General features: G+C 58.9%; 25 protein-coding genes. 17 read left to right on the top strand and 8 right to left on the bottom strand.

Annotated features, from left to right (window positions below; translation table 11 throughout):
• The first annotated feature begins 52 nt into the window (after positions 1 to 52).
• The 3 genes from BN1135_RS19835 to BN1135_RS19845 all read left to right on the top strand — a co-directional run bounded on the left by BN1135_RS19835 (position 53) and on the right by BN1135_RS19845 (position 2,986).
• Positions 53 to 589 carry a glutathione peroxidase gene (locus tag BN1135_RS19835; RefSeq protein WP_042024200.1) on the top strand — a complete coding sequence of 179 codons (537 nt, stop codon included), beginning with the start codon at positions 53 to 55 and terminating at the stop codon, positions 587 to 589.
• An 82-nt stretch (positions 590 to 671) separates the two neighbouring features.
• On the top strand, positions 672 to 1,607 hold the full coding sequence (locus BN1135_RS19840) for a LysR family transcriptional regulator (protein WP_042024202.1): 936 nt from the start codon (positions 672 to 674) through the stop codon (positions 1,605 to 1,607).
• Positions 1,608 to 1,789: 182 nt separating this feature from the next.
• The gene (locus BN1135_RS19845) at positions 1,790 to 2,986 is read left to right on the top strand and encodes a NupC/NupG family nucleoside CNT transporter (protein WP_042024204.1); all 1,197 of its coding nucleotides are present in this window, start codon (positions 1,790 to 1,792) and stop codon (positions 2,984 to 2,986) included.
• A gap of 71 nt (positions 2,987 to 3,057) precedes the next feature.
• Here the strand turns inward: BN1135_RS19845 and BN1135_RS19850 are convergent, their stop codons facing one another.
• The 5 genes from BN1135_RS19850 to BN1135_RS19870 all read right to left on the bottom strand — a co-directional run bounded on the left by BN1135_RS19850 (position 3,058) and on the right by BN1135_RS19870 (position 6,054).
• Entirely contained in the window at positions 3,058 to 3,477 is a 420-nt protein-coding gene (locus BN1135_RS19850) for a DUF4426 domain-containing protein (RefSeq protein WP_042024206.1), read from the bottom strand.
• Between the two features lie 43 nt (positions 3,478 to 3,520).
• The gene (yggU, locus tag BN1135_RS19855) at positions 3,521 to 3,823 is read right to left on the bottom strand and encodes a DUF167 family protein YggU (protein WP_042024209.1); all 303 of its coding nucleotides are present in this window, start codon (positions 3,821 to 3,823) and stop codon (positions 3,521 to 3,523) included.
• Positions 3,823 to 4,374 carry a YggT family protein gene (locus BN1135_RS19860; protein WP_042024212.1) on the bottom strand — a complete coding sequence of 184 codons (552 nt, stop codon included), beginning with the start codon at positions 4,372 to 4,374 and terminating at the stop codon, positions 3,823 to 3,825. Before BN1135_RS19860 ends, yggU begins: the two co-directional genes overlap by 1 nt.
• Before the next feature lie 11 nt (positions 4,375 to 4,385).
• The gene (gene proC / locus BN1135_RS19865; RefSeq protein WP_042024214.1) at positions 4,386 to 5,210 is read right to left on the bottom strand and encodes a pyrroline-5-carboxylate reductase; all 825 of its coding nucleotides are present in this window, start codon (positions 5,208 to 5,210) and stop codon (positions 4,386 to 4,388) included.
• A gap of 142 nt (positions 5,211 to 5,352) precedes the next feature.
• The gene (locus tag BN1135_RS19870; protein ID WP_042024216.1) at positions 5,353 to 6,054 is read right to left on the bottom strand and encodes a YggS family pyridoxal phosphate-dependent enzyme; all 702 of its coding nucleotides are present in this window, start codon (positions 6,052 to 6,054) and stop codon (positions 5,353 to 5,355) included.
• 39 nt (positions 6,055 to 6,093) lie between these two features.
• Here BN1135_RS19870 and tapT point away from each other — a divergent pair, with 39 nt between their 5' ends.
• From tapT to BN1135_RS19890, 4 genes are all read left to right on the top strand, one after another.
• Positions 6,094 to 7,128: a type IVa pilus ATPase TapT gene (gene tapT, locus BN1135_RS19875; protein WP_042024218.1), complete on the top strand. Its 1,035-nt coding sequence runs from the start codon at positions 6,094 to 6,096 to the stop codon at positions 7,126 to 7,128.
• A 28-nt stretch (positions 7,129 to 7,156) separates the two neighbouring features.
• The gene (gene tapU / locus BN1135_RS19880; protein ID WP_042024220.1) at positions 7,157 to 8,266 is read left to right on the top strand and encodes a type IVa pilus ATPase TapU; all 1,110 of its coding nucleotides are present in this window, start codon (positions 7,157 to 7,159) and stop codon (positions 8,264 to 8,266) included.
• Positions 8,267 to 8,313: 47 nt separating this feature from the next.
• On the top strand, positions 8,314 to 9,087 hold the full coding sequence (gene yaaA, locus BN1135_RS19885) for a peroxide stress protein YaaA (protein WP_042024222.1): 774 nt from the start codon (positions 8,314 to 8,316) through the stop codon (positions 9,085 to 9,087).
• 196 nt (positions 9,088 to 9,283) lie between these two features.
• Complete coding sequence (locus tag BN1135_RS19890; protein ID WP_042024223.1) at positions 9,284 to 9,709, top strand: hypothetical protein; 426 nt, start codon at positions 9,284 to 9,286, stop codon at positions 9,707 to 9,709.
• 363 nt (positions 9,710 to 10,072) lie between these two features.
• Here BN1135_RS19890 and BN1135_RS19895 read toward each other — a convergent pair whose 3' ends face one another.
• The gene (locus tag BN1135_RS19895) at positions 10,073 to 10,564 is read right to left on the bottom strand and encodes a methylated-DNA--[protein]-cysteine S-methyltransferase (RefSeq protein WP_042024225.1); all 492 of its coding nucleotides are present in this window, start codon (positions 10,562 to 10,564) and stop codon (positions 10,073 to 10,075) included.
• 31 nt (positions 10,565 to 10,595) lie between these two features.
• Positions 10,596 to 11,012 carry an alternative ribosome rescue aminoacyl-tRNA hydrolase ArfB gene (gene arfB / locus BN1135_RS19900; RefSeq protein WP_042024227.1) on the bottom strand — a complete coding sequence of 139 codons (417 nt, stop codon included), beginning with the start codon at positions 11,010 to 11,012 and terminating at the stop codon, positions 10,596 to 10,598.
• Between the two features lie 201 nt (positions 11,013 to 11,213).
• Between arfB and glnK the strand changes: the two genes are divergently transcribed.
• The 5 genes from glnK (at position 11,214) to BN1135_RS19925 (ending at position 16,609) form a co-directional block, all read left to right on the top strand.
• Entirely contained in the window at positions 11,214 to 11,552 is a 339-nt protein-coding gene (glnK, locus tag BN1135_RS19905; RefSeq protein WP_005341406.1) for a P-II family nitrogen regulator, read from the top strand.
• A 258-nt stretch (positions 11,553 to 11,810) separates the two neighbouring features.
• Positions 11,811 to 12,818, top strand: a complete 1,008-nt coding sequence (locus BN1135_RS19910) for a Fe(3+) ABC transporter substrate-binding protein (protein WP_139245115.1) — start codon at positions 11,811 to 11,813, stop codon at positions 12,816 to 12,818.
• Between the two features lie 39 nt (positions 12,819 to 12,857).
• On the top strand, positions 12,858 to 14,483 hold the full coding sequence (locus BN1135_RS19915) for an ABC transporter permease (RefSeq protein WP_042024232.1): 1,626 nt from the start codon (positions 12,858 to 12,860) through the stop codon (positions 14,481 to 14,483).
• Between the two features lie 82 nt (positions 14,484 to 14,565).
• Positions 14,566 to 15,600 (top strand): ABC transporter ATP-binding protein, encoded by a 1,035-nt coding sequence (locus BN1135_RS19920; RefSeq protein WP_042024236.1) that lies wholly within the window; start codon positions 14,566 to 14,568, stop codon positions 15,598 to 15,600.
• Positions 15,601 to 15,703: 103 nt separating this feature from the next.
• Positions 15,704 to 16,609 (top strand): Dyp-type peroxidase, encoded by a 906-nt coding sequence (locus tag BN1135_RS19925; protein WP_042024238.1) that lies wholly within the window; start codon positions 15,704 to 15,706, stop codon positions 16,607 to 16,609.
• Positions 16,610 to 16,699: 90 nt separating this feature from the next.
• Here the strand turns inward: BN1135_RS19925 and argR are convergent, their stop codons facing one another.
• A complete protein-coding gene (gene argR / locus BN1135_RS19930) occupies positions 16,700 to 17,170 on the bottom strand; it encodes a transcriptional regulator ArgR (protein WP_005340378.1) in 471 nt (156 codons plus the stop codon).
• A 201-nt stretch (positions 17,171 to 17,371) separates the two neighbouring features.
• Between argR and BN1135_RS19935 the strand changes: the two genes are divergently transcribed.
• From BN1135_RS19935 to mdh, 5 genes are all read left to right on the top strand, one after another.
• Positions 17,372 to 18,112 carry an ATP-binding cassette domain-containing protein gene (locus BN1135_RS19935; RefSeq protein ID WP_042024241.1) on the top strand — a complete coding sequence of 247 codons (741 nt, stop codon included), beginning with the start codon at positions 17,372 to 17,374 and terminating at the stop codon, positions 18,110 to 18,112.
• 24 nt (positions 18,113 to 18,136) lie between these two features.
• Positions 18,137 to 18,874, top strand: a complete 738-nt coding sequence (locus BN1135_RS19940; RefSeq protein ID WP_042024243.1) for a transporter substrate-binding domain-containing protein — start codon at positions 18,137 to 18,139, stop codon at positions 18,872 to 18,874.
• Positions 18,875 to 18,877: 3 nt separating this feature from the next.
• Complete coding sequence (gene artQ / locus BN1135_RS19945; RefSeq protein ID WP_042024246.1) at positions 18,878 to 19,528, top strand: arginine ABC transporter permease ArtQ; 651 nt, start codon at positions 18,878 to 18,880, stop codon at positions 19,526 to 19,528.
• Between the two features lie 3 nt (positions 19,529 to 19,531).
• Complete coding sequence (gene artM, locus BN1135_RS19950) at positions 19,532 to 20,194, top strand: arginine ABC transporter permease ArtM (RefSeq protein WP_042024248.1); 663 nt, start codon at positions 19,532 to 19,534, stop codon at positions 20,192 to 20,194.
• Between the two features lie 222 nt (positions 20,195 to 20,416).
• Positions 20,417 to 21,352: a malate dehydrogenase gene (gene mdh, locus BN1135_RS19955; protein ID WP_042024251.1), complete on the top strand. Its 936-nt coding sequence runs from the start codon at positions 20,417 to 20,419 to the stop codon at positions 21,350 to 21,352.
• Positions 21,353 to 21,478 lie beyond the last annotated feature (126 nt).

A 21,478-nucleotide genomic window follows, 5' to 3' on the forward strand; every position in this document is an offset into this window, starting at 1 on the left:
ACTGCGGCTCTGGTAACCGCGTATGATGGACAAAACAAAAGGAGTCTTGGCGATGAAATGGTTCACTCTGTTGCTGTTATTGGGGGCAGGTGCGGCCTCTGCGGCGTGCCCCGATTATTTCAATGTGGAGATGCGGGAGCTCAACAATGCCCAGCGCCACAACCTCTGTCAGCTGACCGAGGGCAAGGTGGTACTGGTGGTCAATACCGCCTCCTATTGCGGCTACAGCGGTCAGTTCCGCGATCTGGAGAAGCTCTACCAGAGCTACAAGGATAAAGGGCTGATTATTCTGGGCTTCCCCTCCAACGACTTCTGGCAGGAGGCGGGCAACGAGACCAAGACCGCCGAGGTGTGCCGTCGCGACTATGGGGTGACCTTCCCCATGTTCAATCGGGTGGCGGTGAGTGGCTCCGATGCGGTGCCGCTGTTCAAGGGGCTGGCGGCGGCCGCTGACGGCGATGAGCCGAACTGGAACTTCCACAAGTATCTGGTGGGGCGCGATGGCAAGCTGATCGCCAGCTACGGCGCCAACCAGAATCCGGCTGACGATCCCCTCAAACTGCAGATCACCCGGGCGCTGGGGCTCTGACCCTACCCCTTGGCGGGCGGCTCTGGAATAATGGGCTCCCGCCACTCAATCTGGTTATTTTGTGCTGCAACGTCTCCCTCAAATGGTGATCTTCGATGCGCTGGTGCGCGAGCAGGGGATCTCTGCCGCCGCCCGTCGTCTCGGGGTCTCCAAATCCCATATCAGCAAGCAGCTGGCACTGCTGGAGACCACCCTCGGTGCTCAGCTGGTGCAGCGCACCACTCGCCGCTTCGTCCTGACCGAGCTGGGTCAGGAGTATGCCCGTCACTGCCATGCATTGGTGGCGGTGGCGCACGAGGCGGACTCGATGATCGCCGAGCGGCGCGGCAAGGTGAGCGGCGTGCTCCATCTTGGGGTGGGTCAATCATTCGGCCGCCTCCACGTTCTGCCTCACCTCAAGGGGTTTCAGGACTGCTATCCCGAGCTGGAGCTGGAGGTCTCGCTGTTCGATCACAGAACCAATCTGGTGGATGAGGGGCTGGATCTCTGGCTCACCACCTATGAGGACAAGCCCGAAGGGCTGGTAGGCCAACGGCTGGCCGACATCGGCTTCGTGGTGGCGGCCTCGCCGGATTACCTGCTGAGTCACGGCACCCCGCTCCATCCCAAGGATCTGGCCCAGCACAACTGCATCACCTACCAGAGCCGCGAACGCCGCTATCACCAGTGGTCGTTTCGCCAGGGCAAGGAGCGCCAGACGGTACAGGTGGCGGGCAACTATCGGGTGGATATGGCGGAAGCGGTGCGCGATGCGGCGCTGGCCGGTCTGGGCATCGCCTATATCGCCAACTACCTGCTGGACAAGGAGTTACAGAGCGGCAAGCTGATCCCGTTGCTGCCCGGGTGGCGGCCGAACCAGCAGATGGCGCTGCATGCCGTTTATGCCCGGCGCGAACACCTGGATCCCAAGATCCGGCTGTTCATCGATTTCCTCAAGGCTCGCTTTGGCGCTGAACCCTATTGGGAGCAGCGGTTGGCACCCTGGCTCGGGGGGAAATTGTCCGGCACGGAGGAATAATCGTTTCCATATAAAAACTCTGGCTTTCGCATGAAACTAAAATTGAGCCAAATCAGCCAGTTGGCGCAACCGATATCGTGCAAACGTTTTTTCCAACAAGCCTGTAACCAAGCGGACTTGCAGTGATGGGGTGAGAGGCGCAGAATCCGCGCCCATCTTTTGCCCCACCTGATGGAGTCCCTATGATTGCCCTGCTCGGCATCCTGAGTATCCTGGCGCTTGCCGTGATCTGTTCTGATAATCGTCGTCGTATCCCGCTGCGAACAGTTGGCCTCGCCCTCTGCCTGCAAGTCATCTTTGCCGGTCTGGTGCTCTGGTTGCCTGCCGGTCAGCACGTGCTTAACGGGGTCAGCGAAAGCGTCAGTAGCGTGATCGGTTATGGTCAGGAGGGGATCGCCTTCCTGTTCGGTGATCTGGCCAAGTTCAAGCTGGGCTTCATCTTTGCCTTCAACGTATTGCCGGTCATCATCTTCTTCTCTGCGGTGATCGCCATCCTCTACCACATCGGCATCATGCCGCGGGTGATCGCCCTGCTGGGTGGTGGCTTGCAGAAGCTGCTGGGTACCGGCCGTGCCGAGAGTCTCTCCGCCACCGCCAACATCTTCGTCGGCATGGTGGAAGCGCCGCTGGTGGTCAAACCCTACCTCTCCAAGATGTCTGACTCCCAGTTCTTCGCGGTGATGAGCTGTGGTCTCGCCTCCGTCGCCGGTGGTACTCTGGTGGGCTATGCCAGCCTTGGGGTTGAGCTGAAATACCTGATCGCCGCCGCCTTCATGTCGGCCCCTGCCGGTCTGGCGATGGCCAAGATCCTGGTGCCGCCGAGTGCAGGCGAGGTCGATCACCATCAGGATGTGGTGATCCCCCGTGCCACCAACGTGATCGAAGCGGCGGCCGATGGTGCCATGTCCGGCCTCAATATCGCGGTGGCGGTCGGTGCCACCCTGCTGGCCTTCGTCGGCGTGATCGCCATGCTGAACGGCCTGCTCGGTTGGGCTGGCGGTCTGGTGGGGCTGGATCTGAGCTTCCAGGTCATTCTGGGCTGGCTGTTTGCTCCCGTCTCCTGGCTGATCGGTGTGCCTTGGGATCAGGCGCAGGCCGCTGGCGCGCTGATCGGTACCAAGATCGTGGTCAACGAGTTCGTCGCCTTCATTGGTCTGGTGCAGGATCAGACCCTGAGCGAGTCGAGCAAGGCCATCGTGACCTTCGCTCTGTGCGGCTTTGCCAACATCTCCTCCATGGCGATCCTGATCGGCGGTCTGGGCTCCATGGTGCCGGAGCGCAAATCCTTCATCGCCCGTTACGGCATGCGCGCCATTCTCTCCGGCGTGCTGGCGAACCTGATGAGCGCCTGTCTGGCTGGTCTGTTCCTCGCGTTGTAACCAGGCGAGTGTCAGATTTGAAAACAACAAGGGCGCCGTGATGGCGCCCTTGTTGTTTTTATCGCTCACATTCAGTCGACGTAGAAGGTCTGCTGGAAGGTGAGGTTCTGTTGCTGCCCGCCGCCCATGATCTTCAGGGTGAACTGATAGGTATCTTCGTTGCGGTAGGGGAGGGTTGCCAGATAGTAGATGGCATCCCCCTCTTTTACCTCCTGAAAGCTCAGAGTGCGGATGGTGCCTGTCAGGTTCTTGGCCTCACCTGTGATCCCCACGGCTTGCGCCACTTTCTGCTTGTCCTGTACCGCGATATTGATGATGGCGTTGTAGCGGCTGCGCTCCAGTCCATACGCCTTGGCAACCTCGGGGGTGAGGAAGCTGGAGTTGAAGGCGCTGTAGTGAACCTGCCAGGGCCCCAGCTCCTTCATCTGTTCTGCCTTGAGTGGCAGGGTCATCAGCAGTGCCAGTAAGCCACTCATCCAGACTGTTTTCATCTGTCATCCCTCTCATATCTACGGTTGGCACAGGCCGACTCATTCAGCCTTGCGGGTCATTCAGCAGTGCACTCACTTCTTGTGGCCACTGTTTGGGGCTGTCGATGGCGACGGTTTTGTGCCGTCCCAGCTCGCCCCGCACTATGGTGACCTGCCCCTTGGCCACCTTGAACTGCTTGGCCAGAAACTTGATCAGATGGCTGTTGGCCTGGCCATCGACCGGCGGCGCCGTGATGGCCACTTTCAGCTCGTCGCCATGCAATCCGATGATCTGATCCCGACTCGCTTTGGGCTGGATCACCAGATGCAGTACCAGTTCATCCCCTTGTTGCAGGACGGCTGGCATCAAATCATCCACCACAGCTGGCCGAACAGGTCGCCCAGCAGGTAGTTGATGGCTTGCAGGCCGATAAAGGCGACCAGCACCGACAGATCCAGTCCACCCAGTGCCGGCAGGATGCGGCGGATAGGGGCAAGGAATGGCTCGGTCAGCTGATGCATCACGTATTCGATGGGGTTGCGACCCTGGCTGACCCAGCTCAGGATGGCGCGGATCAGCAGTACCCAGAAGATCATCGAGCCCGCTTTTTTCAGTACGGTGAGGGCGGCGAACAGGCTGATGTTGAGCCAGTCGGCCATCAGTACGTTCATGCTCTTGAGCAGCGCCAGCTTGGCGAAGGCGATGACCAGCGCCAGTACCACGGAGGCGAGATCGATGCCGCCAAAGCCGGGGATAACACGGCGCAGCGGGATCACCAGCGGATTGGTCAACTTGACCACCATCTGGCTCATCGGGTTGTAGAAGTCGGCGCGAGCCCACTGCAACCAGGCGCGCAGCAGCACCACCATCAGGTAGAGATCAAAAACGGTGTTAATCAGAAAGTAAGCAGTGTTCATCTGGGCTCCTGTTAGAAGAGTGTTTCCATTTCGGCGGCGCGAGCAACGGCAGCCTGCATGGCGTGGGCAGTTAGCGGCATCAGCCCCTGCTGCTGGAAGGTGTTGATCGCCTCAAAGGTGGTGCCACCCTTGCTGGTGACCTGCTCACGCAGGGTCTGCAGCGATATATTTGGGTTTTGCTCCACCATGGCGGCTGCCCCCAGCGCGGTTTGTTGCACCAGCAGGCGTGCCTGCTCGGGTGAGAAGCCCATCGCCTCTGCCTCTTCGGCGATGGCCTGCATAAAGAGAAAGAGGTAGGCCGGGGCACTGCCCGCAGCGGCAATAACGCCGTTAATACCGGACTCCTGCTCCACCCAGAGGGTTTTACCGACGGCCAGCATCATCTGCTCGGCAAAGTCGCGATCGCTGGCGGCAATATGCTCGGGGGCATAGAGGCCGGTCATTCCCAGACCCAGCAGGGCCGGGGTATTGGGCATGGTGCGGATGATGCGGTGGTGGCCACCGGCCATCTCGCCAAGGCGCGCCACCTTGATACCGGCTGCGATGGAGATCAGCAGCTTGCCTTCAAGGGAACCCAGCTCGGCAACCAGCGCCGCCAACATACCCGCCATCAACTGCGGTTTGACCGCCAGCACGATCACCTCGGCATTGCGGGCCGCCTCAATATTGGACTGGGTGATGCGAATGCCGTAGTCACTGGCCAGCGCCTGCAGCTTGGGCAGGCTTGGGTTGGCGGCAGTGATCTGCCCGGCGGGGTAGCCCGCCTTGACCAGTCCGGCAATGATGCTGCGGCTCATGTTGCCCGCGCCGATAAAGGCCAGAGTTCTATGCTGCATCAGATGCTCCTGTTGCACATGCGGTCACGGCACAGCCTGTGCTGCCTGCACAGGCTAACGCCAACATTCGGTGTTCCATCAAACGCTCCTGTTGATGAAGTCGCTGCAAGGGGCGGATGTATCTGTTATCCGCCGGCCCTGCTTATGAGTAGTCACGGGCGCCGAAGATGGCGGTGCCGACCCGCACCATGGTGCTACCGTGGGCGATGGCCAGCTCAAGATCTTCGGTCATGCCCATCGAGAGGGTATCAACCGTGGGGTATTGTCGCGCAAGCTCGGTGAACAGAGTCTGCATACGGGTCATTTGGGTGGCCAATACATTTTCATCGCTGGTGTGCTCGGGAATGGCCATCACTCCTCGCAATACCAGCCGCTCGCTGTGAGAAACCAGTTCGGCGAGACGGAAAATCTCTTGCTCCGACGTTCCGGATTTGCTGCTCTCTCCGCTAATATTGATTTGCAGACAGATATTTAGCGGTGCCATGCAGGCCGGGCGCTGGTTGTTGAGGCGGTCGATCAGCTTGTCCCGATCCACGCTCTGTACCCAGTCAAACCGTTCGGCGACCAGTTTGGATTTGTTCGATTGCAAAGGGCCGATAAAGTGCCACTCTATGTCGCAATATTCCGGCTGCTGGCGCAAGGTATCGATCTTGGTCGCTGCTTCCTGGGCGTAGGATTCGCCAAAACAGCGCTGACCTGCGGCATGGGCAGCCATGACAGCCTCGACAGGCTTGGTCTTGCTGACGGCAAGCAGGAGGATCTGCTGCAGGTTGCGGTTTGCCCGCGCAGCAGCTTGGGCAATACGTTCCTTTACCTGAAACAGGTGCTGGGCAATCTGGTTCATATTTCGTTAGTGATCTTGTGATGGGAGAATGACAAGTCTATGGATATCACAGAGTTATTGGCTTTCAGTGTAAAGCATAAAGCCTCGGATCTACACCTCTCGGCCGGTGTTCCCCCGATGATCAGGGTTGATGGTGAGGTGCGCAAGATCAATTTGCCCGCCCTCGAACATCGAGAAGTACATAGCCTCATTTATGACATCATGAACGATCACCAGCGCAAGGAGCTGGAAGAGAACTTCGAAGTCGATTTCTCGTTTGAGGTGCCCAATCTGGCCCGTTTCCGGGTTAACGCCTTTCAGCAATCCCGCGGATCAGGCGCAGTATTCCGGACCATCCCCAGCACTGTGCTGAGCCTGGAAGATCTTGATGCGCCGGAGATTTTTCGCAAAATTTCGGAATTTCCCCGAGGTCTGGTGCTGGTGACCGGCCCGACCGGTTCTGGTAAGTCGACCACCCTGGCGGCCATGGTCAACTACATCAATGAGAACTTCCACCACCACATTCTCACCATCGAAGACCCCATCGAATTCGTTCACGAGAACAAACGCTGTCTGGTGAACCAGCGGGAAGTGCACCGGGATACCAAGAGCTTCAGCAACGCCCTGCGCTCGGCTCTGCGGGAAGACCCGGACATTATTCTGGTGGGCGAGATGCGTGACCTCGAGACTATTCGCCTCGCCATGACTGCGGCAGAGACCGGCCATCTGGTGTTTGGCACCCTGCACACCTCGTCGGCGGCCAAGACCATCGACCGTATCATCGACGTCTTCCCCGGTGCGGAGAAGGATATGGTGCGTTCCATGCTCTCCGAATCCCTGCGGGCGGTTATCTCCCAGACCCTGCTCAAGCGTATTGGTGGCGGTCGGGTAGCGGCCCACGAGATCATGATGGGCATTCCCGCGGTGCGTAACCTCATTCGAGAAGACAAGATCGCCCAGCTCTACTCGGTGATCCAGACCGGGATGACCCACGGCATGCAGACCATGGATCAAAGTCTGAAACAGCTGGTTAGCCGCGGTGTGGTGGCATCCCTCGATGCCAAGGTCAAGGCGGTTGATCCCAACAGTATTTAAGGATGCCAAACCCAGGGAGGGAGAAATAATGAATCTGGATGATCTGCTTAGCCAGCTGGTCGAGCGAAAGGGATCGGATCTGTTTGTGACGGTGGGCTCACCGCCCACCCTCAAGGTGAACGGTCATCTTGTATCGCTGGGGGGGGAGGCGCTAGACAAGAAGGGGGCGCTGACGCTGGTCAGGGATACCTTGAGCAGCGATCACTTCGAGCGCTATATCCGCACCAAGGAGGCCAACTACGCGATTTATCGCGAGGCCCTTGGCCGCTTTCGGGTCAGCGCCTTCTGGCAGCAGGAGCAGCCCGGCATGGTGGTGCGCCGCATCGAAACCCGCATCCCCACCTTTGAAGACCTGCAACTGCCCAATATCCTGCAAGAGGTCGCGATGGCCAAGCGGGGATTGGTGCTATTTGTCGGGGCCACCGGGGCGGGTAAATCCACCACCCAGGCGGCGATGATCGGCTATCGCAACCAGCATGCCGATGGCCACATTCTGACGGTGGAAGATCCGGTGGAGTTCGTCCATCAGCATGGCCGTTGTCTGGTGACCCAGCGAGAGGTGGGGATCGATACCGAGTCGTTCGATGTGGCGCTGAAAAGCTCGCTGCGTCAGGCGCCTGACGTGATCCTGATCGGCGAGATCCGAAGTCAGGAGACCATGGAGTTTGCCCTGCAGTTTGCCGAGACGGGCCACCTCTGTCTCGCCACCTTGCATGCCAACAACGCCAATCAGGCGCTGGATCGCATTCTCCATCTGGTGCCGCAAGACAAACACCGTCAGTTCCTGTTCGATCTCTCCTTCAATCTCAAGGCCATCGTTGCCCAACAGCTGGTGCCCAGCATGGATGGCAAGCGGCGTTTTGCGGCCTTCGAGGTGCTGCTCAATACCCCGCTGATCACCGATATCATCCGCAAGGGGGAGGTGCACCGGCTCAAGGAGGTGATGACCAAATCCTCTGAGTTGGGCATGCAGACTTTCGATCAGGCGTTGTTCAAGCTGTTCTGTGCCGGCCAGATTGGCTACAGTGAGGCTCTCGCCCATGCCGATTCGGCCAATGATTTGCGCTTGCAAATCAAACTCTCCGGTCAGGATACTCTCGGTACCGGCATGCTGGATAATGTTACGCTGGATGAATGAATCATGGGGCCGTGCTGTAGTTCGGCCCCTCGCCATAAAGGAACGTTATGCTGATTGTGGTTTCCCCGGCCAAGACGCTGGATTACGAGTCACCGCTGGTGACCCCCCGTTTCACCCAACCTGAATTGCTTGATCACTCCGCCGAGTTGATTAGCCGGGCCCGCCAACTGAGCCCGGATCAGATCGCCAGTCTGATGAAGATCAGCGACAAGCTGGCAGGTCTTAATGCTGCCCGCTTTGCCGAGTGGCAGCCAGACTTCACGCCAGCCAACGCCCGTCAGGCGCTGCTGGCCTTCAAGGGGGATGTCTACACCGGATTGGCCGTCGAGGATTTCAGCGAGGCCGATTTGGACTTCGCTCAGGGGCATCTGCGGATGCTCTCTGGCCTCTATGGAGTGCTGCGCCCCCTCGATCTGATTATGCCCTACCGGCTGGAGATGGGGACCCGGCTCGACAATCGCCGCGGCAAGGATCTCTACCAGTTCTGGGGCGAGGTGATCACTCACCACCTCAACGACGCGCTGGCCGCGCAGGGGGATGAGGTAGTGATCAATCTGGCATCCGACGAGTATTTCAAGTCGGTACGGCCCAAGAGCCTGAAAGGGCGGATCATCACGCCGGTGTTCAAGGATGAGAAGAACGGCCAGTTCAAGATCATCAGCTTCTATGCCAAGAAGGCGCGCGGCATGATGGCCCGCCATATCATCAAGCAGCGGCTGACCGAGGTGGAGCAGTTGACCACTTTCAACGCGGAGGGTTACTACTTCGTGCCGGAAGAGTCGGACGCCAATACCTTGATGTTTAAACGCGCCGAAAATTAATTACAAAAAGAGGGAACCAATCTTCCGACTCGCGGGTCTGAATATATGAATCCTCTGTTGTAAGCACTTTTTATTCGCCGACGTTTGATACGTCGGCTTTTTTATTGCCCGCTTTTACTGCTCATTGATTGTCTTCGCCGGGACAATGTGGTTCAGATAGACTCAAGACAGGGAGTGAGTTGTTGCGAGGTGAGTTATGGAACAGAAAAATGCCATTCGGCAGGTTGCCGTACCTTGGGCTCCGTCCCGCCAGCTCCCCCCCGGACTGGTCGTTGCCGAGCTGCATCAGGATCTCTGGAGCGACTCCCTGACCATCATGTTGGGCCGGGCGCGGAGCATAGATCTGCCTCCCCAAATTCTTTGTCGGGTGCATTTTCGTCATATCTACGCTTTGCGGGTGGTCGAGGATTGTGACTTGACCGAGGGAAAGGAGAGTCACTCCATCGAAGAGCAGATCCAGCTTATCACCCCCTCCCGCTTTGCCAGCTGGTTCCATCAAGAGTCTGACGGCCTGCATCTGGATGAAGATCTGCAGCACTACCGGATATCCACCTGGGATTACTGCGCAGATGTGCTGACCTCCTCTACGCCAGAACTGCAGTTTTTGCCCCAGAGCGAGTAGCTACTCCTGATAACAAAGAGGCGAAGGATGATCCTTTGCCTCTTTGTTTTTGCGTTGGTGCAGAGCGTGTGCTGCTCAGGTCACTCAGTCAGAGGGTTGGCCTGTTGTGTTGGCACAAAAAAAGCGCCTCAGAGGAGGCGCGGGGAAAAAGACAGATTGGAAGCGTCACATGGGTGCTACTTGAATAAGCGGATAAGCTGTCACATTCAAGCATAGGGTCACTATGCCCGTTGCAATCTGAAGTAGTTCTGAGGCAATTCTTCATTTTCTGTTCATCTTGTCAGCAAGGTATTGTCACTGGCTGAAAGCCTTTTCATTTTGGTCACTACATTGTCCAGTCACTCTCTATGGACGGTCATAGTGTCATGGGGCCAGTTCGAATGTCGCGCCCGCCTGTTCCAGTGCCAGCAACCAGCGCTTGATGGGAATACCGCCAGCATAGCCGGTCAGATCGCCGCTGCGTCCGATCACCCGATGGCAGGGCACTATGATGCTGAGCGGATTGCGGCCATTGGCGGCGCCCACCGCCCGCACCGCCTTGGGATTGCCGATGGCTTGGGCTATCTCGAGATAGCTGACGGTCTCGCCATAGGGGATATCACACAGGGCGCGCCACACCGTTTGCTGGAACGGGGTGCCCTTCGCTGCCATGGGCAGGTCGAACTGCTGCAACTTTCCGGCGAAATAGGCGGTGAACTGGGCGAGATAGGGGGCCAGCGCATTGTCATCCCGTTGCCAGTCAGCGTGCGGCATGACGGGCCGCTCCCCGTGCATGAACTCCACGTGGCGCAGGCCATCCTCGTCGATGGCGACCAGCAGCGGGCCGCGGGCGTTGTCGCAAAAACTGTATCTCATCGGCTGACATCCTTTGGGGGCTGGGAGTGGCTCAGTCCAGAACCGGCTTGCCGCGGGTGGATTTGATATCCCCCTTGCGCTTTTTGGCATCGACTCGCTTGCGCTGGGAGCTGCGGGTCGGCTTGGTGGCATGGCGAGCCTTGGGGCGCCAGGCTGCTTTCTTTAGCAACTCCACCAGACGGCTCATCGCCTCCTTGCGGTTCATGTCCTGGCTGCGATGGCTCTCGACCCGGATCATGATAAAGCCATCGTGTACCCGGCTGTCGCTCAGCTTGTCGAGGCCCTCCTTGTAGAGGGGGGTCAGGCTGGGAGAGTTGCGGTAATCGAAGCGCAACCAGACGGCGGAGTCGGTCTTGTTGACGTGCTGTCCGCCGTTGCCCTGTGCCCGCATGGTCTGGAATTGCAGCTCATGCCAGGGCAGGGTGATGCTGTTGGAGATAACTAACATGCTGTTTTGCTCTTGTTTGGTGCATACCCGCTGGCCGCTGCAGCATGGTGCCTCATTATGGGGCGTGCTGGCCGGTTATGGGGATGAGCCTGGCGAATGGCGCAGGCATTAAAGTCTATCTATATGAAATAAAACAATAAAAATACTTGGCATAAGAATTGAAACCCGATTCATGACACACCATGGATTGGGAGCAACCAGATGAAGCTGATTAGTGCGATTATCAAACCGTTCAAGTTGGACGATGTCCGCGAGGCTATTGCCAACCTGGGGGTGGAAGGGCTGACCGTGTCCGAGGTCAAGGGATTTGGCCGCCAGAAGGGACACACCGAATTATACCGGGGAGCCGAGTATCAGGTCGACTTCCTGCCCAAGGTGAAGCTGGAGATTGCCACCGCTGATGATAACGTGGAAGGGGTGATCGAGGCGATCTGCAAGGCGGCCTATACCGGCAAGATCGGCGACGGCAAGATTTTTGTCTACGACTTGCTGCAAGCGGTACGGATCCGCACCGGCGAGAGTGACGACGAGGCGCTGTGATGAACCGCAGCCGTGACGTACAGATCTGCTAACCTCCCGAGCTCGGGGGAATCCCGATGGGTGAGAGCTTATTGAAGCCTGATTTACATAATGTTTTGGTAAGAAGCGGCCAGATGGGATTCCATCCGGCCCTTTTCATTTAGGGGAGATTAAATATGTGATGTGGCGACGGCGAGCGTTCTTGATCCGCTCATAAGATGTATGCAGAATGCAAACGGCAATCGTTATCACTCTGCATAGCAAATCAAGGAATGGATGATGAAAATGAAGATGTTGGCACTGGCTTTCTCTGCGTTGGCGGCTCAATCGGCATTGGCGGCCGGGGAAGTGAATGTCTACTCCAACCGGCAGGATGAGCTGATCAAGCCCATCATCCAGCAGTTCGAGAAGGAATCTGGCATCAAGGTGAACGTGGTGTTCGCCAAAGAGGGGTTGAACGAGCGTCTGGAGCGGGAAGGCAAGCTTTCCCCGGCCGACCTGATGCTGACGACCGATATCAGCCGTCTGACCGATCTGGTGGAGAAGGGGCTGGTGCAGCCGGTTGAGAGCAAGATCCTGCAGGAGAACATCCCCGCCAGCTATCGCGATCCGGAGAACCGCTGGTTCGCCCTGACCACCCGGGTGCGTGCCATCTATTCGAGCAAGGAGCGCCTCGGCAAGCTCGATACCATCAGCTACGAAGATCTGGCCAAGCCTGAATTCAAAGGGAAAATTTGCACCCGCAGCGGTAAGCATGAGTACAATGTGGCGCTGGTCTCCTCGATGATCGTCCATCACGGTATGGCCGAGACCAAAACCTGGCTGGAAGGGGTCAAGGCCAACCTGGCGCGCAAACCGCAGGGCAACGACCGGGATCAGGTCAAGGCGATCAAGGATGGCATCTGTGATGTGTCGCTCGGCAATAGCTACTATCTGGGCGCCATGTTGAAAGATCCAGCGCAGAAATCCTGGGCGGATGCCGTCTATATCAACTTCCCGAACCAGGCTGATCGCGGTGCCCACGTCAACGTGAGCGGCGTGGCCATGACCAAGTATGCCAAGAACAAAGAAGCCGCCCAGAAGCTGATGGAGTTTCTGGCTGGCGATACCGCCCAGCACATGTATGCGGACGTGAACGCCGAATATCCGGTCAAGGCCGGGGTCGAGCCTTCCGCCATGGTCAAATCTTGGGGCAGTTTCAAGTCTGACGCACTACCGGTCAGCGATTACGCCAAGCACCGCAAGGACGCCTTGCAGTTGCTGGATGAAGTGAAGTTCGACTTGTAATCAGATGGGGCCAACGGCCCCATCAACCTCTGTGGTCTCATGAAAAATTTTGGATGGATTACCGGCAGCTGGGCCACCGCCCTGCTGCTGGCTTTACCGGTTATTGCCCTTGTTTTCTCTGCCTTCTCGGCTGAGGGAGAGCTGTTTCGCCACCTCGCCGATACCGTGCTGCTCGATTATCTGGCCAATACCCTGGGGCTGGTGGTCGGCGTGGTCTTGCTCAGCCTGCTGTTTGGCGTGCCTACCGCCTGGCTGGTGGCCATGTGTCAGGTGCCGGGGCGCCGTGCCCTGCAATGGGCGCTGATGCTGCCGATGGCGATGCCCTCCTATATCGTCGCCTACGTCTATACCGACCTGCTCGACTACTCGGGCCCGCTACAGGCCGGGTTGCGCGCTCTCTTTGGCTGGAACAGTCCGGCCGATTACTGGTTTCCGGCCATTCGCTCCCTTGGCGGCGCCGCCTGGGTGCTGGCGCTGGTGCTGTTCCCCTATGTCTATCTGCTGACCCGCGCCTCCTTTCTTGAGCAGTCGGTCAGCCTCATTCACTCCAGCCGCCTGCTCGGCTGTACCCCGTGGCAGAGCTTCCGCCGTCTCAGTCTGCCGTTGGCACGCCCGGCTATCATGGTGGCGGTGTCGCTGGTGGCGATGGAAACGTTGGCTGATTTTGCCACCGTCCACTTCTTTGCCATCAACACCCTGACCACGGCGGTCTACGATACCTGGCTCGGCTATGGCAGTCTGGCCACCGCGGCCAAACTCTCCTGCCTGATGCTGCTGGCTGTGGTGCTGCTGATCGCGCTGGAGCGCCGCTCGCGCAGTCGGCAGCAGGTGTTCCAGAAGTCCATGGGTCATGAGCAGCCGCTGCGCTATCCGCTCAAGGGGATGAGTCGCTGGCTGGCCGCTTTTTGGTGCTGGGGACTGGTGCTGGCCGGTTTCGGCCTGCCGTTTGTCATCCTGCTCGACTACGGGGTGCGCTACTTCGAATTGTCGTGGACGCCGGAGTTTGTCCGCTTCGCCGGCAACAGTCTGCTCATCTCGGCGCTGACCGCCCTGCTGGCGATGGGGATTGCCCTGCTGCTCGGCTTCTTCCGCCGCCTCGATGGCGGGATCAAGAGCCTGCTGCCCCTGCGCATCGCCGCCATGGGTTATGCCATGCCGGGCACCGTGCTGGCCATCGGGGTGCTAGTGCCGCTTACCGCCCTCGATTTTGCCATCAACGATCTGGCCGAGTGGCTGGGGCGTCAGGGCCCGGGGCTGCTGCTGACCGGCACCATTACCGCCATCGTGTTCGGTTATCTGGTGCGCTTTGTGGCCATCGCCATCGGCTCGGTGGAGAGCAGCATGGGCAAGATCTCCCCCAGTCTCGACATGGCGGCCCGCTCCCTGGGGCAGGGGGATGGCGCCATGTTGCGGCGGGTCCATCTGCCGCTGGTGCGCCGCGGTCTGTTTGCCGGGGCCATGCTGGTGTTCATCGAGTCCATGAAGGAGCTGCCCGCCGCCCTGCTGCTGCGGCCGTTCAACTTCGATACCCTGGCGACCCACGTCTACCAGTTCGTCTCGGACGAGATGCTGGAGCGCGGCGCGCTGGGGGCCATCGTCATCGTGCTGGTGGGACTGTTGCCGCTGATCTGGGTCAATCGCAGTCTGGACAGCCCGGGTCACTGAGTCGCCACGTCGGCTAATGAAATTGCATGCGGTGTGCTTGATCGAAAGGCTGCGCACCGCCAGAAACGAGAGGAAGTCAGCCTTGTCTTGCTTGCAGGTTGAAAATGTCAGTTGCCGTTACAACGGCCGCAATGTGCTGGAACAGCTCTCCCTGACGGTGGCAGACAACGAGATCGTCTGCCTGTTGGGGGCCAGTGGTTGCGGCAAAACCACGCTGCTCAAGGCTATCGCCGGGCTGTTGCCGCTGGCAGAGGGCTCGATTTGCCTCGGCGATACCCAGCTCGACGGGCCGGGTGCCAGCGTGCCGCCCGAGGCGCGCAATATCGGGATGATCTTCCAGGATTACGCCCTCTTCCCCCACCTGACGGTGGCCGACAACGTCGGCTTTGGTCTGACCAAACTCGACCGCAGTGCTCGTCAGCAGCAGGTGGATGAGGCGTTGGCGCTGGTCAATCTGCAGGGGCTGGGGGATCGTTATCCGCACCAGCTCTCTGGTGGTCAGCAGCAGCGAGTGGCCATCGCCCGGGCGCTGGTATGCAAGCCTCGGCTGATGCTGCTGGATGAACCCTTCTCCAACATCGATACCCAGGTGCGGATGAAGTTGATCCTCGAGATCCGTGCCCTGCTCAAACAGCAGGGGATTGGCGCCATCTTCGTCAGTCACAGCAAGGAGGAGGCCTTCGCCTTCGCCGACCGGCTGGCGCTGTTTCGCTCTGGTCATATCGAGCAGGTGGGTCAGCCGGAGCAGCTCTATCGCCGCCCGCAAAACCGCTTTGTGGCGGAGTTTCTCGGCGGGGTCAACTATCTGGCCGCCGAGGTGGTGGACCGCCACTGTGTGCAGACGGCGCTCGGGGTCATCTGTGGCAGCGAGCCTCATGGTCGCGCGGTGGGCGAACAGTTGCAACTGATGCTCAGACCCCAGCAACTACTGCTGGAGAGCGCCGCAGATGGCGAGCTCAAGGTGGTGGAGCAGCAGTTCCTCGGCCATCACTGCCGGGTGCTGTTCGAGTGTGGCGAGCTGCGGCTGGAGGCGAGCATTGGCGAGCCCCTTGCAGGGATGCGGGCCCGCATCAAGGTCGCCCCCCATGGGCTGGTGTTGTTTGACCCTTTACCCTGAACGCGTGATATCGTTGTGAAATCAAAGAACTGGAGCTGCTCTGGTTTATAATCGCGCAACGCAAATAGCCCGTAACGCTAACGCCTACTCAGGGGAGAGATATATGAAAGCCCAAGCCGGGATCTGCGCAGAGCCGAATCTGCACGCCCTCTATCTGATGTTCAATCGCACTGGTGATGCCGCCGAACTGGTCGGCCGTCTGGCCAAGTTGCCCGCCCTGTGGCAGGCGGTCGCTGCCGATTTCCCCGATGCCGGGTTCAGCGGTCTGGTCGCCGTTGGCGCCGACACCTGGGATGGTCTCTATCCTGCTGCCCGTCCGCCCCAGTTCCGTGGCTTTATGGCGCAATCCGCCAACGGTCAGGAAGCCCCCAACACCCCGTTTGATCTCTTCGTGCAGCTGCGTGCTGATCGGGTGGACGTGCTGCACCACGCCGGTCACCGCGTGATGGCGCTGCTGGCCGGACTGGTGGATCTGGCCGAAGAGGTGCGCGGTTTCCGCAACCTGGATTGCCGTGACCTGACCGGTTTCGTCGACGGCACCGAGAACCCGCAGGATGAGCATCGCGCCGAAGTGGCGCTGTTGGCGGAAGGCGAGTTTGCCGGTGGCTCTTACATCCACGTTCAGCGCTGGGTTCACGCCATGAGCGACTGGGAGAAGCTGGCGCAAAAAGAGCAGGAAGACATTATCGGTCGTACCAAGCCCGACAACATTGAGTATGAATCTGCCGCCAAGCCGCTGACCGCCCACATCAAGCGGGTCAACCTCAAGACCCCGAAAGGGGAGTCCATGGAGATCCTGCGCCAGAGCATGCCCTGGGGCACCATGCGCGAGCAGGGGCTCTACTTCATCTCCTGCTGCCGCACACCGCAGCACTTCAACGCCATGCTGGCCAGCATGTACAAGGGGGAGGGCAGCCACTTCGACCACCTGCTGCGCTTCACCAAGGCGGTGACCGGCGCGGCCTTCTTCGCCCCATCGGAAGGCTTTTTGATGGCGCAGGGCAAATAAGCCCGCCTGACGAAGCTGCAGAAAACAAAAATCCCGGCCAAGGCCGGGATTTTTCGTTCTGGCCTAACCGCTATGAGGCGGTGGCGGCCATTACGGGGTCTGTTCGAACAGCTCGAGGGCGGAGAGGTAGAGCTCTTCGATATCGGTGTCGCTGGTCGGGGTGATGAAGATGGTGTCATCACCGGCGATGGTGCCAAGTATCCCTTCTGCCTTGCCGAGGGAGTCTAGCAGGCGGGCGATCAGCTGGGCTGCGCCCGGGCTGGTGTGGATCACCACCAATGCGCCGTTGTGATCGACGTCCAGCACCAGATTCTTGAGCGGGCTGGAGGTGGTGGGCACGCCCAGTTCCACCGGCAGGCAGTAGACCATCTCCATCTTGGCGTTGCGAGTGCGAACGGCGCCGAAGCGGCTCAGCATGCGCGACACCTTGGACTGGTTGATGTTCTCGAAGCCCAGCTCTTGCAGAGCGGTGACGATTTCTGCCTGGGAGCCAAAGCGCTCTTCTTTCAGCAAGGCTTTAAAGGCCTTGGCCAGTTTTTCTTGCTTGTCGTTGTGTTTCATCTTGGTCTCACGAATGAGGAGGTGTGGCGGCCTGTGCGACACAGGCGGCAGATACGAACAGCGAGGCCATTTTGCATTCATATGCCGTTTTTTGCAAGGAAGCGGCGCTTGTTCTGCATATTGATTCAAAAATGGCTTGCATCGACCTTCATTAGGGATAGAATCGGGATGAAATTTTGAAAACTTATTCAATTGGGCTGTATGGGTATTGAATTAATAGGTATCGAGAAATCCTGGCACAAGGTGCCGGTTCTGCAACAGGTCAGCTTTCGGACATCCCCCGGTGAAACCTTGGTGTTGCTGGGCCCGAGCGGTGCTGGCAAGAGTTCCCTGCTACGGATGATGAACCTGCTGGACACCCCGGATGCGGGTGTTCTGCGGATTGGCGAAAGTGAATTTTCTTTCCCGAACTCCCTCTCTGCTGCCGAATTCAACCGCCAGTCCCAACTGCTGCGTCGCAAGGTGGGCATGGTGTTCCAGCAGTACAATCTCTGGCCACATCTCACTGTGATGGAGAATCTGATTGAAGCGCCGGTCAAGGTGCTCGGCATGAGCAAGGAGGCCGCCATCGAGAAGGGGGCCTATCTGCTGGCCCAGCTGCAGCTGGCCGACAAGCGTGATGCCTGGCCTGCCCGTTTATCTGGCGGCCAGCAACAGCGGGTGGCCATTGCCCGTACCCTGATGATGGATCCGGAAGTGCTGCTGTTTGACGAACCGACTGCCGCGCTGGATCCCGAGATCACCAAAGAGGTGGCCGAGATCATCCGTAATCTGAGTCAGACCGGCATTACCCAGGTGGTGGTGACCCACGAGGTCGATTTTGCCCGCAAGGTGGCCAGTCAGGTGATTTATCTGGAGAAGGGGCGGATCATCGAATCCGGCACCGCCGCCATTTTCCTATCCCCGCAAACCAGCCGGTTTGCCGAATTCTTGATGCATTGATATTGAATCGATAAGGAAGCTGTCATGAAAAAGAGTCTGTTGTTGGTTGCTGCCATGGGTCTGTTGAGTACCTCCGTCATGGCCAAAGAGATCAAGTTCGCCACCGAGGCCACCTACGCGCCGTTCGAATACCTGGATGACAAGAACGAGTTTCAGGGTTTTGACATCGATCTGGCCCGCGCCATCTGCGAGCAGGCCAAGCTGGAATGCAGCTTCCACAACCAGGCCTTTGACAGCCTGATCCCCAGCCTGAAATTCCGTCGCTACGATGCTGCCATCGCCGCCATGGACGTAACCCCGGAGCGCTCCGCTCAGGTCGATTTCTCCGACATCTATTACGAGAACTCGGCGGTATTTGTGGCCAAGAAAGATGCCTTCAAGGGGCCGGAAGAGATGGTCGACAAGACCGTCGGCGTGCAGAACGGTACCTCTCACCAGTCCTATCTGGTGGATAACTGGGTGAGCAAGGGTCTGCTGACCGTGCCGTACGCCAGCTACCAGAGCGCCTTCCTCGACATGATGAACGGCCGTACCGACGGCGTATTTGCCGATACCGCGGTCGCTGCCGACTGGCTGAAGCAGCACAAGGAGTATGCGGTGGTGGGTACGCCGGTGACCGATGCTAAATACTTCGGTACCGGCTTTGGCATCGCGGTCGCCAAGGGCAATCAGGAGCTGCTGACTCAGCTGAACAAGGGGCTGGCCGAGATCAAGGCCAACGGCACCTATCAGAAAATCTTCGACAAATACTTCGCGCAGTAAGCCATGTTGAGCCTGTTGTTGGATGCAGCCTGGATGACCCTCGGGCTGGCCTTGGCATCACTGGTCGGGGGCATGGTATTGGCACTGGCGTTCAGTGCCGCCGAGCTCAGCAAACAGCGTGCGCTGGTGTGGCCGGTGGCCACTCTGACCACGCTGATCCGTGGCCTGCCCGAGTTGCTGGTGGTGCTGTTCATCTACTTCGGCTCGACCCAGGTGCTGTTCCTCATCACCGGCGAGTATGTGGAGTTCAGCCCGTTCGCCTGTGGCGTGCTGGCGCTCTCCCTGCTGTTCGCCAGCTATGCGACCCAGACCCTGCGGGCGGCGCTCAATGCGGTGCCTTCAGGTCAACGGCTGGCGGCGCTGGCGCTGGGGCTAGGCAAGGGCCATATCTTCTTTCGTATCGTGCTGCCGCAGGCGTGGCGTCACGCCTTGCCGGGCCTTGGCAACCAGTGGCTGGTGCTGCTGAAAGATACCGCGCTGGTGTCGCTGATCGGGGTCAACGAGATGATGCGCCAAGCGCAGATGGCCTCGGCCAGTACTTATGAGCCATTCACCTGGTATGCCGCCGCCGCCCTTATCTATCTGGCCATCAGTCTGGTAAGTGAGTTCGGCCTCGGGCTGGCTGCCCGCTACACCCGCCGCTACGGAGGCTAACTGATGCAAGAGTATCTCGTCACTTTGCTGGGCGGTCTGGTCACTACGCTGGAGCTGACCCTGTTCAGCCTGCTGCTGGGAATCGCATTGGCGGCCCTGATGACCTGGGTGCTGGAGTTGCGTCTGCCGGTGGCGACCCAGCTGGTGCAGCTGTGGGTGCTGATCTTTACTGGTACGCCGCTGCTTATTCAGATCTTCCTGATTTACTACGGGCCTGGTCAGTTCGAGTGGCTGAAAGCCAGCCCGCTCTGGCCGCTGCTCAAACAGCCCTGGTTTTGCGCCGTGCTGGCGCTGGGTCTCAACACGGCGGCTTACTCCACCCGACTGTTCAAGGGGGCGCTCGATGCCATCCCGGCCGGTGAGATAGAGGCATGTCGGGCGCTGGGGTTCTCGGCTGGCCAGACCCTCTGGATGAAGGTGCGTCACGCTGCCCGCCATCTGGTGCCCGCCTACTCCAACGAGGTGATCCTGGTGCTCAAGGGGAGTTCCCTCGCCAGTACCATCACCATCATGGATATCATGGGGCTTGCTCAGGGGTTGAATGCCCAGACCTACGATACCCTGGCGGTGTTCGGGGTAGCTGGCGGGCTTTATCTGGCGATGAACGGATTGTTAACAATTGGTTTTCGCTGGTGTGAAAAACGGGCGTTGGCGTTTCAATCCTGAGTGCCGCTTTAATACCTCTTTATTGGTAAGTGGAAGCACAAAAAAACTGTGCTTCCCCTCCAACTTTCTGTATTTAACCCTATTTTTTATTCCCGCTTGTTTCGTTGCTCACAGAACCCGCGACTGCAACTGTTATCAGATTGTTTTTTATAGGGGGATCAATTAAGGTTGGGCCCACAACAATAAACAACCTTAAACCTACGCTTAAACATGGAGTTGATCATGAAAGTTGCCGTTCTGGGTGCCGCTGGTGGCATCGGTCAAGCCCTCGCTCTGCTGTTGAAAAATCGTCTGCCGGCTGGTTCCGAACTGAGCCTGTATGACATCGCCCCGGTTACCCCGGGTGTAGCCGTTGACCTCAGTCATATTCCTACCGACGTCGCCATCAAGGGCTTCTGCGGTGAAGATCCGACTCCTGCGCTGGTGGGCGCCGATGTGGTGCTGATCTCTGCCGGTGTGGCACGCAAGCCGGGTATGGATCGTTCCGACCTGTTCAACATCAATGCCGGTATCGTCAAGAATCTGGTCGAGAAGTGCGCGGCCACTTGCCCGAAAGCACTGATCGGTATCATCACCAACCCGGTCAACACCACTGTGGCCATCGCCGCCGAAGTGCTGAAGAAAGCCGGTGTTTATGACAAGCGCCGCCTGTTTGGTATTACTACCCTGGACGTGATCCGTGCCGAGACCTTCGTCGCTGCCGCCAAAGGGCTGAACGTCGACAAGGTACGTGTCAACGTGGTCGGTGGTCACAGTGGCGTCACCATACTGCCGCTGCTCTCCCAGATTGAAGGCGCCTCCTTCACTGCTGAAGAAGTGGCTGCCATGACCAAGCGTATCCAGAACGCCGGTACCGAAGTGGTGGAAGCCAAAGCCGGTGGCGGTTCTGCGACCCTCTCCATGGGTCAGGCGGCTTGCCGTTTCGGTCTCTCTCTCATCAAGGGTCTGCAGGGCGAAGCCAACGTTGTTGAGTGCGCTTACGTGGAAGGCAACGGCGAGCACGCCACCTTCTTCGCGCAGCCAGTGCTGCTGGGCAAGAACGGCGTCGAAACCGTACTGGATTACGGCAAGCTGAGCGCCTTCGAGCAGGAAGCGATGGAAGGCATGCTGGCTACCCTGAAAGCCGATATCCAGCTGGGTGTCGATTTCGTCAAATAAGCGGGTCTACCGTGCCAACAAGGGAGCTTCGGCTCCCTTTTGTATTGATGAGATCTGCCCGCAGGCTAAGGGGATGAGGGTTGGTGCCGATAACAGAGTGCAGCAGGAGATCCTTATGATGAAACC

Source organism: Aeromonas sobria, assembly GCF_000820145.1.
GTDB lineage: Bacteria > Pseudomonadota > Gammaproteobacteria > Enterobacterales > Aeromonadaceae > Aeromonas > Aeromonas sobria.

Coding starts and splice junctions, on each gene's coding strand:
- yggU (WP_042024209.1), bottom strand. CDS start 3,823: ATGCCAGCCGTCCTGCAACAAGGGGATGAACTGGTACTGCATCTGGTG.
- arfB (WP_042024227.1), bottom strand. CDS start 11,012: ATGTTAGTTATCTCCAACAGCATCACCCTGCCCTGGCATGAGCTGCAA.
- BN1135_RS19840 (WP_042024202.1), top strand. CDS start 672: ATGGTGATCTTCGATGCGCTGGTGCGCGAGCAGGGGATCTCTGCCGCC.
- tapU (WP_042024220.1), top strand. CDS start 7,157: ATGAATCTGGATGATCTGCTTAGCCAGCTGGTCGAGCGAAAGGGATCG.
- BN1135_RS19915 (WP_042024232.1), top strand. CDS start 12,858: ATGAAAAATTTTGGATGGATTACCGGCAGCTGGGCCACCGCCCTGCTG.
- artQ (WP_042024246.1), top strand. CDS start 18,878: ATGTTGAGCCTGTTGTTGGATGCAGCCTGGATGACCCTCGGGCTGGCC.
- BN1135_RS19890 (WP_042024223.1), top strand. CDS start 9,284: ATGGAACAGAAAAATGCCATTCGGCAGGTTGCCGTACCTTGGGCTCCG.
- BN1135_RS19935 (WP_042024241.1), top strand. CDS start 17,372: ATGGGTATTGAATTAATAGGTATCGAGAAATCCTGGCACAAGGTGCCG.
- BN1135_RS19860 (WP_042024212.1), bottom strand. CDS start 4,374: ATGAACACTGCTTACTTTCTGATTAACACCGTTTTTGATCTCTACCTG.
- BN1135_RS19835 (WP_042024200.1), top strand. CDS start 53: ATGAAATGGTTCACTCTGTTGCTGTTATTGGGGGCAGGTGCGGCCTCT.
- glnK (WP_005341406.1), top strand. CDS start 11,214: ATGAAGCTGATTAGTGCGATTATCAAACCGTTCAAGTTGGACGATGTC.
- BN1135_RS19895 (WP_042024225.1), bottom strand. CDS start 10,564: ATGAGATACAGTTTTTGCGACAACGCCCGCGGCCCGCTGCTGGTCGCC.
- argR (WP_005340378.1), bottom strand. CDS start 17,170: ATGAAACACAACGACAAGCAAGAAAAACTGGCCAAGGCCTTTAAAGCC.
- yaaA (WP_042024222.1), top strand. CDS start 8,314: ATGCTGATTGTGGTTTCCCCGGCCAAGACGCTGGATTACGAGTCACCG.
- BN1135_RS19940 (WP_042024243.1), top strand. CDS start 18,137: ATGAAAAAGAGTCTGTTGTTGGTTGCTGCCATGGGTCTGTTGAGTACC.
- proC (WP_042024214.1), bottom strand. CDS start 5,210: ATGCAGCATAGAACTCTGGCCTTTATCGGCGCGGGCAACATGAGCCGC.
- BN1135_RS19910 (WP_139245115.1), top strand. CDS start 11,811: ATGAAAATGAAGATGTTGGCACTGGCTTTCTCTGCGTTGGCGGCTCAA.
- BN1135_RS19870 (WP_042024216.1), bottom strand. CDS start 6,054: ATGAACCAGATTGCCCAGCACCTGTTTCAGGTAAAGGAACGTATTGCC.
- artM (WP_042024248.1), top strand. CDS start 19,532: ATGCAAGAGTATCTCGTCACTTTGCTGGGCGGTCTGGTCACTACGCTG.
- BN1135_RS19845 (WP_042024204.1), top strand. CDS start 1,790: ATGATTGCCCTGCTCGGCATCCTGAGTATCCTGGCGCTTGCCGTGATC.
- tapT (WP_042024218.1), top strand. CDS start 6,094: ATGGATATCACAGAGTTATTGGCTTTCAGTGTAAAGCATAAAGCCTCG.
- BN1135_RS19925 (WP_042024238.1), top strand. CDS start 15,704: ATGAAAGCCCAAGCCGGGATCTGCGCAGAGCCGAATCTGCACGCCCTC.
- mdh (WP_042024251.1), top strand. CDS start 20,417: ATGAAAGTTGCCGTTCTGGGTGCCGCTGGTGGCATCGGTCAAGCCCTC.
- BN1135_RS19850 (WP_042024206.1), bottom strand. CDS start 3,477: ATGAAAACAGTCTGGATGAGTGGCTTACTGGCACTGCTGATGACCCTG.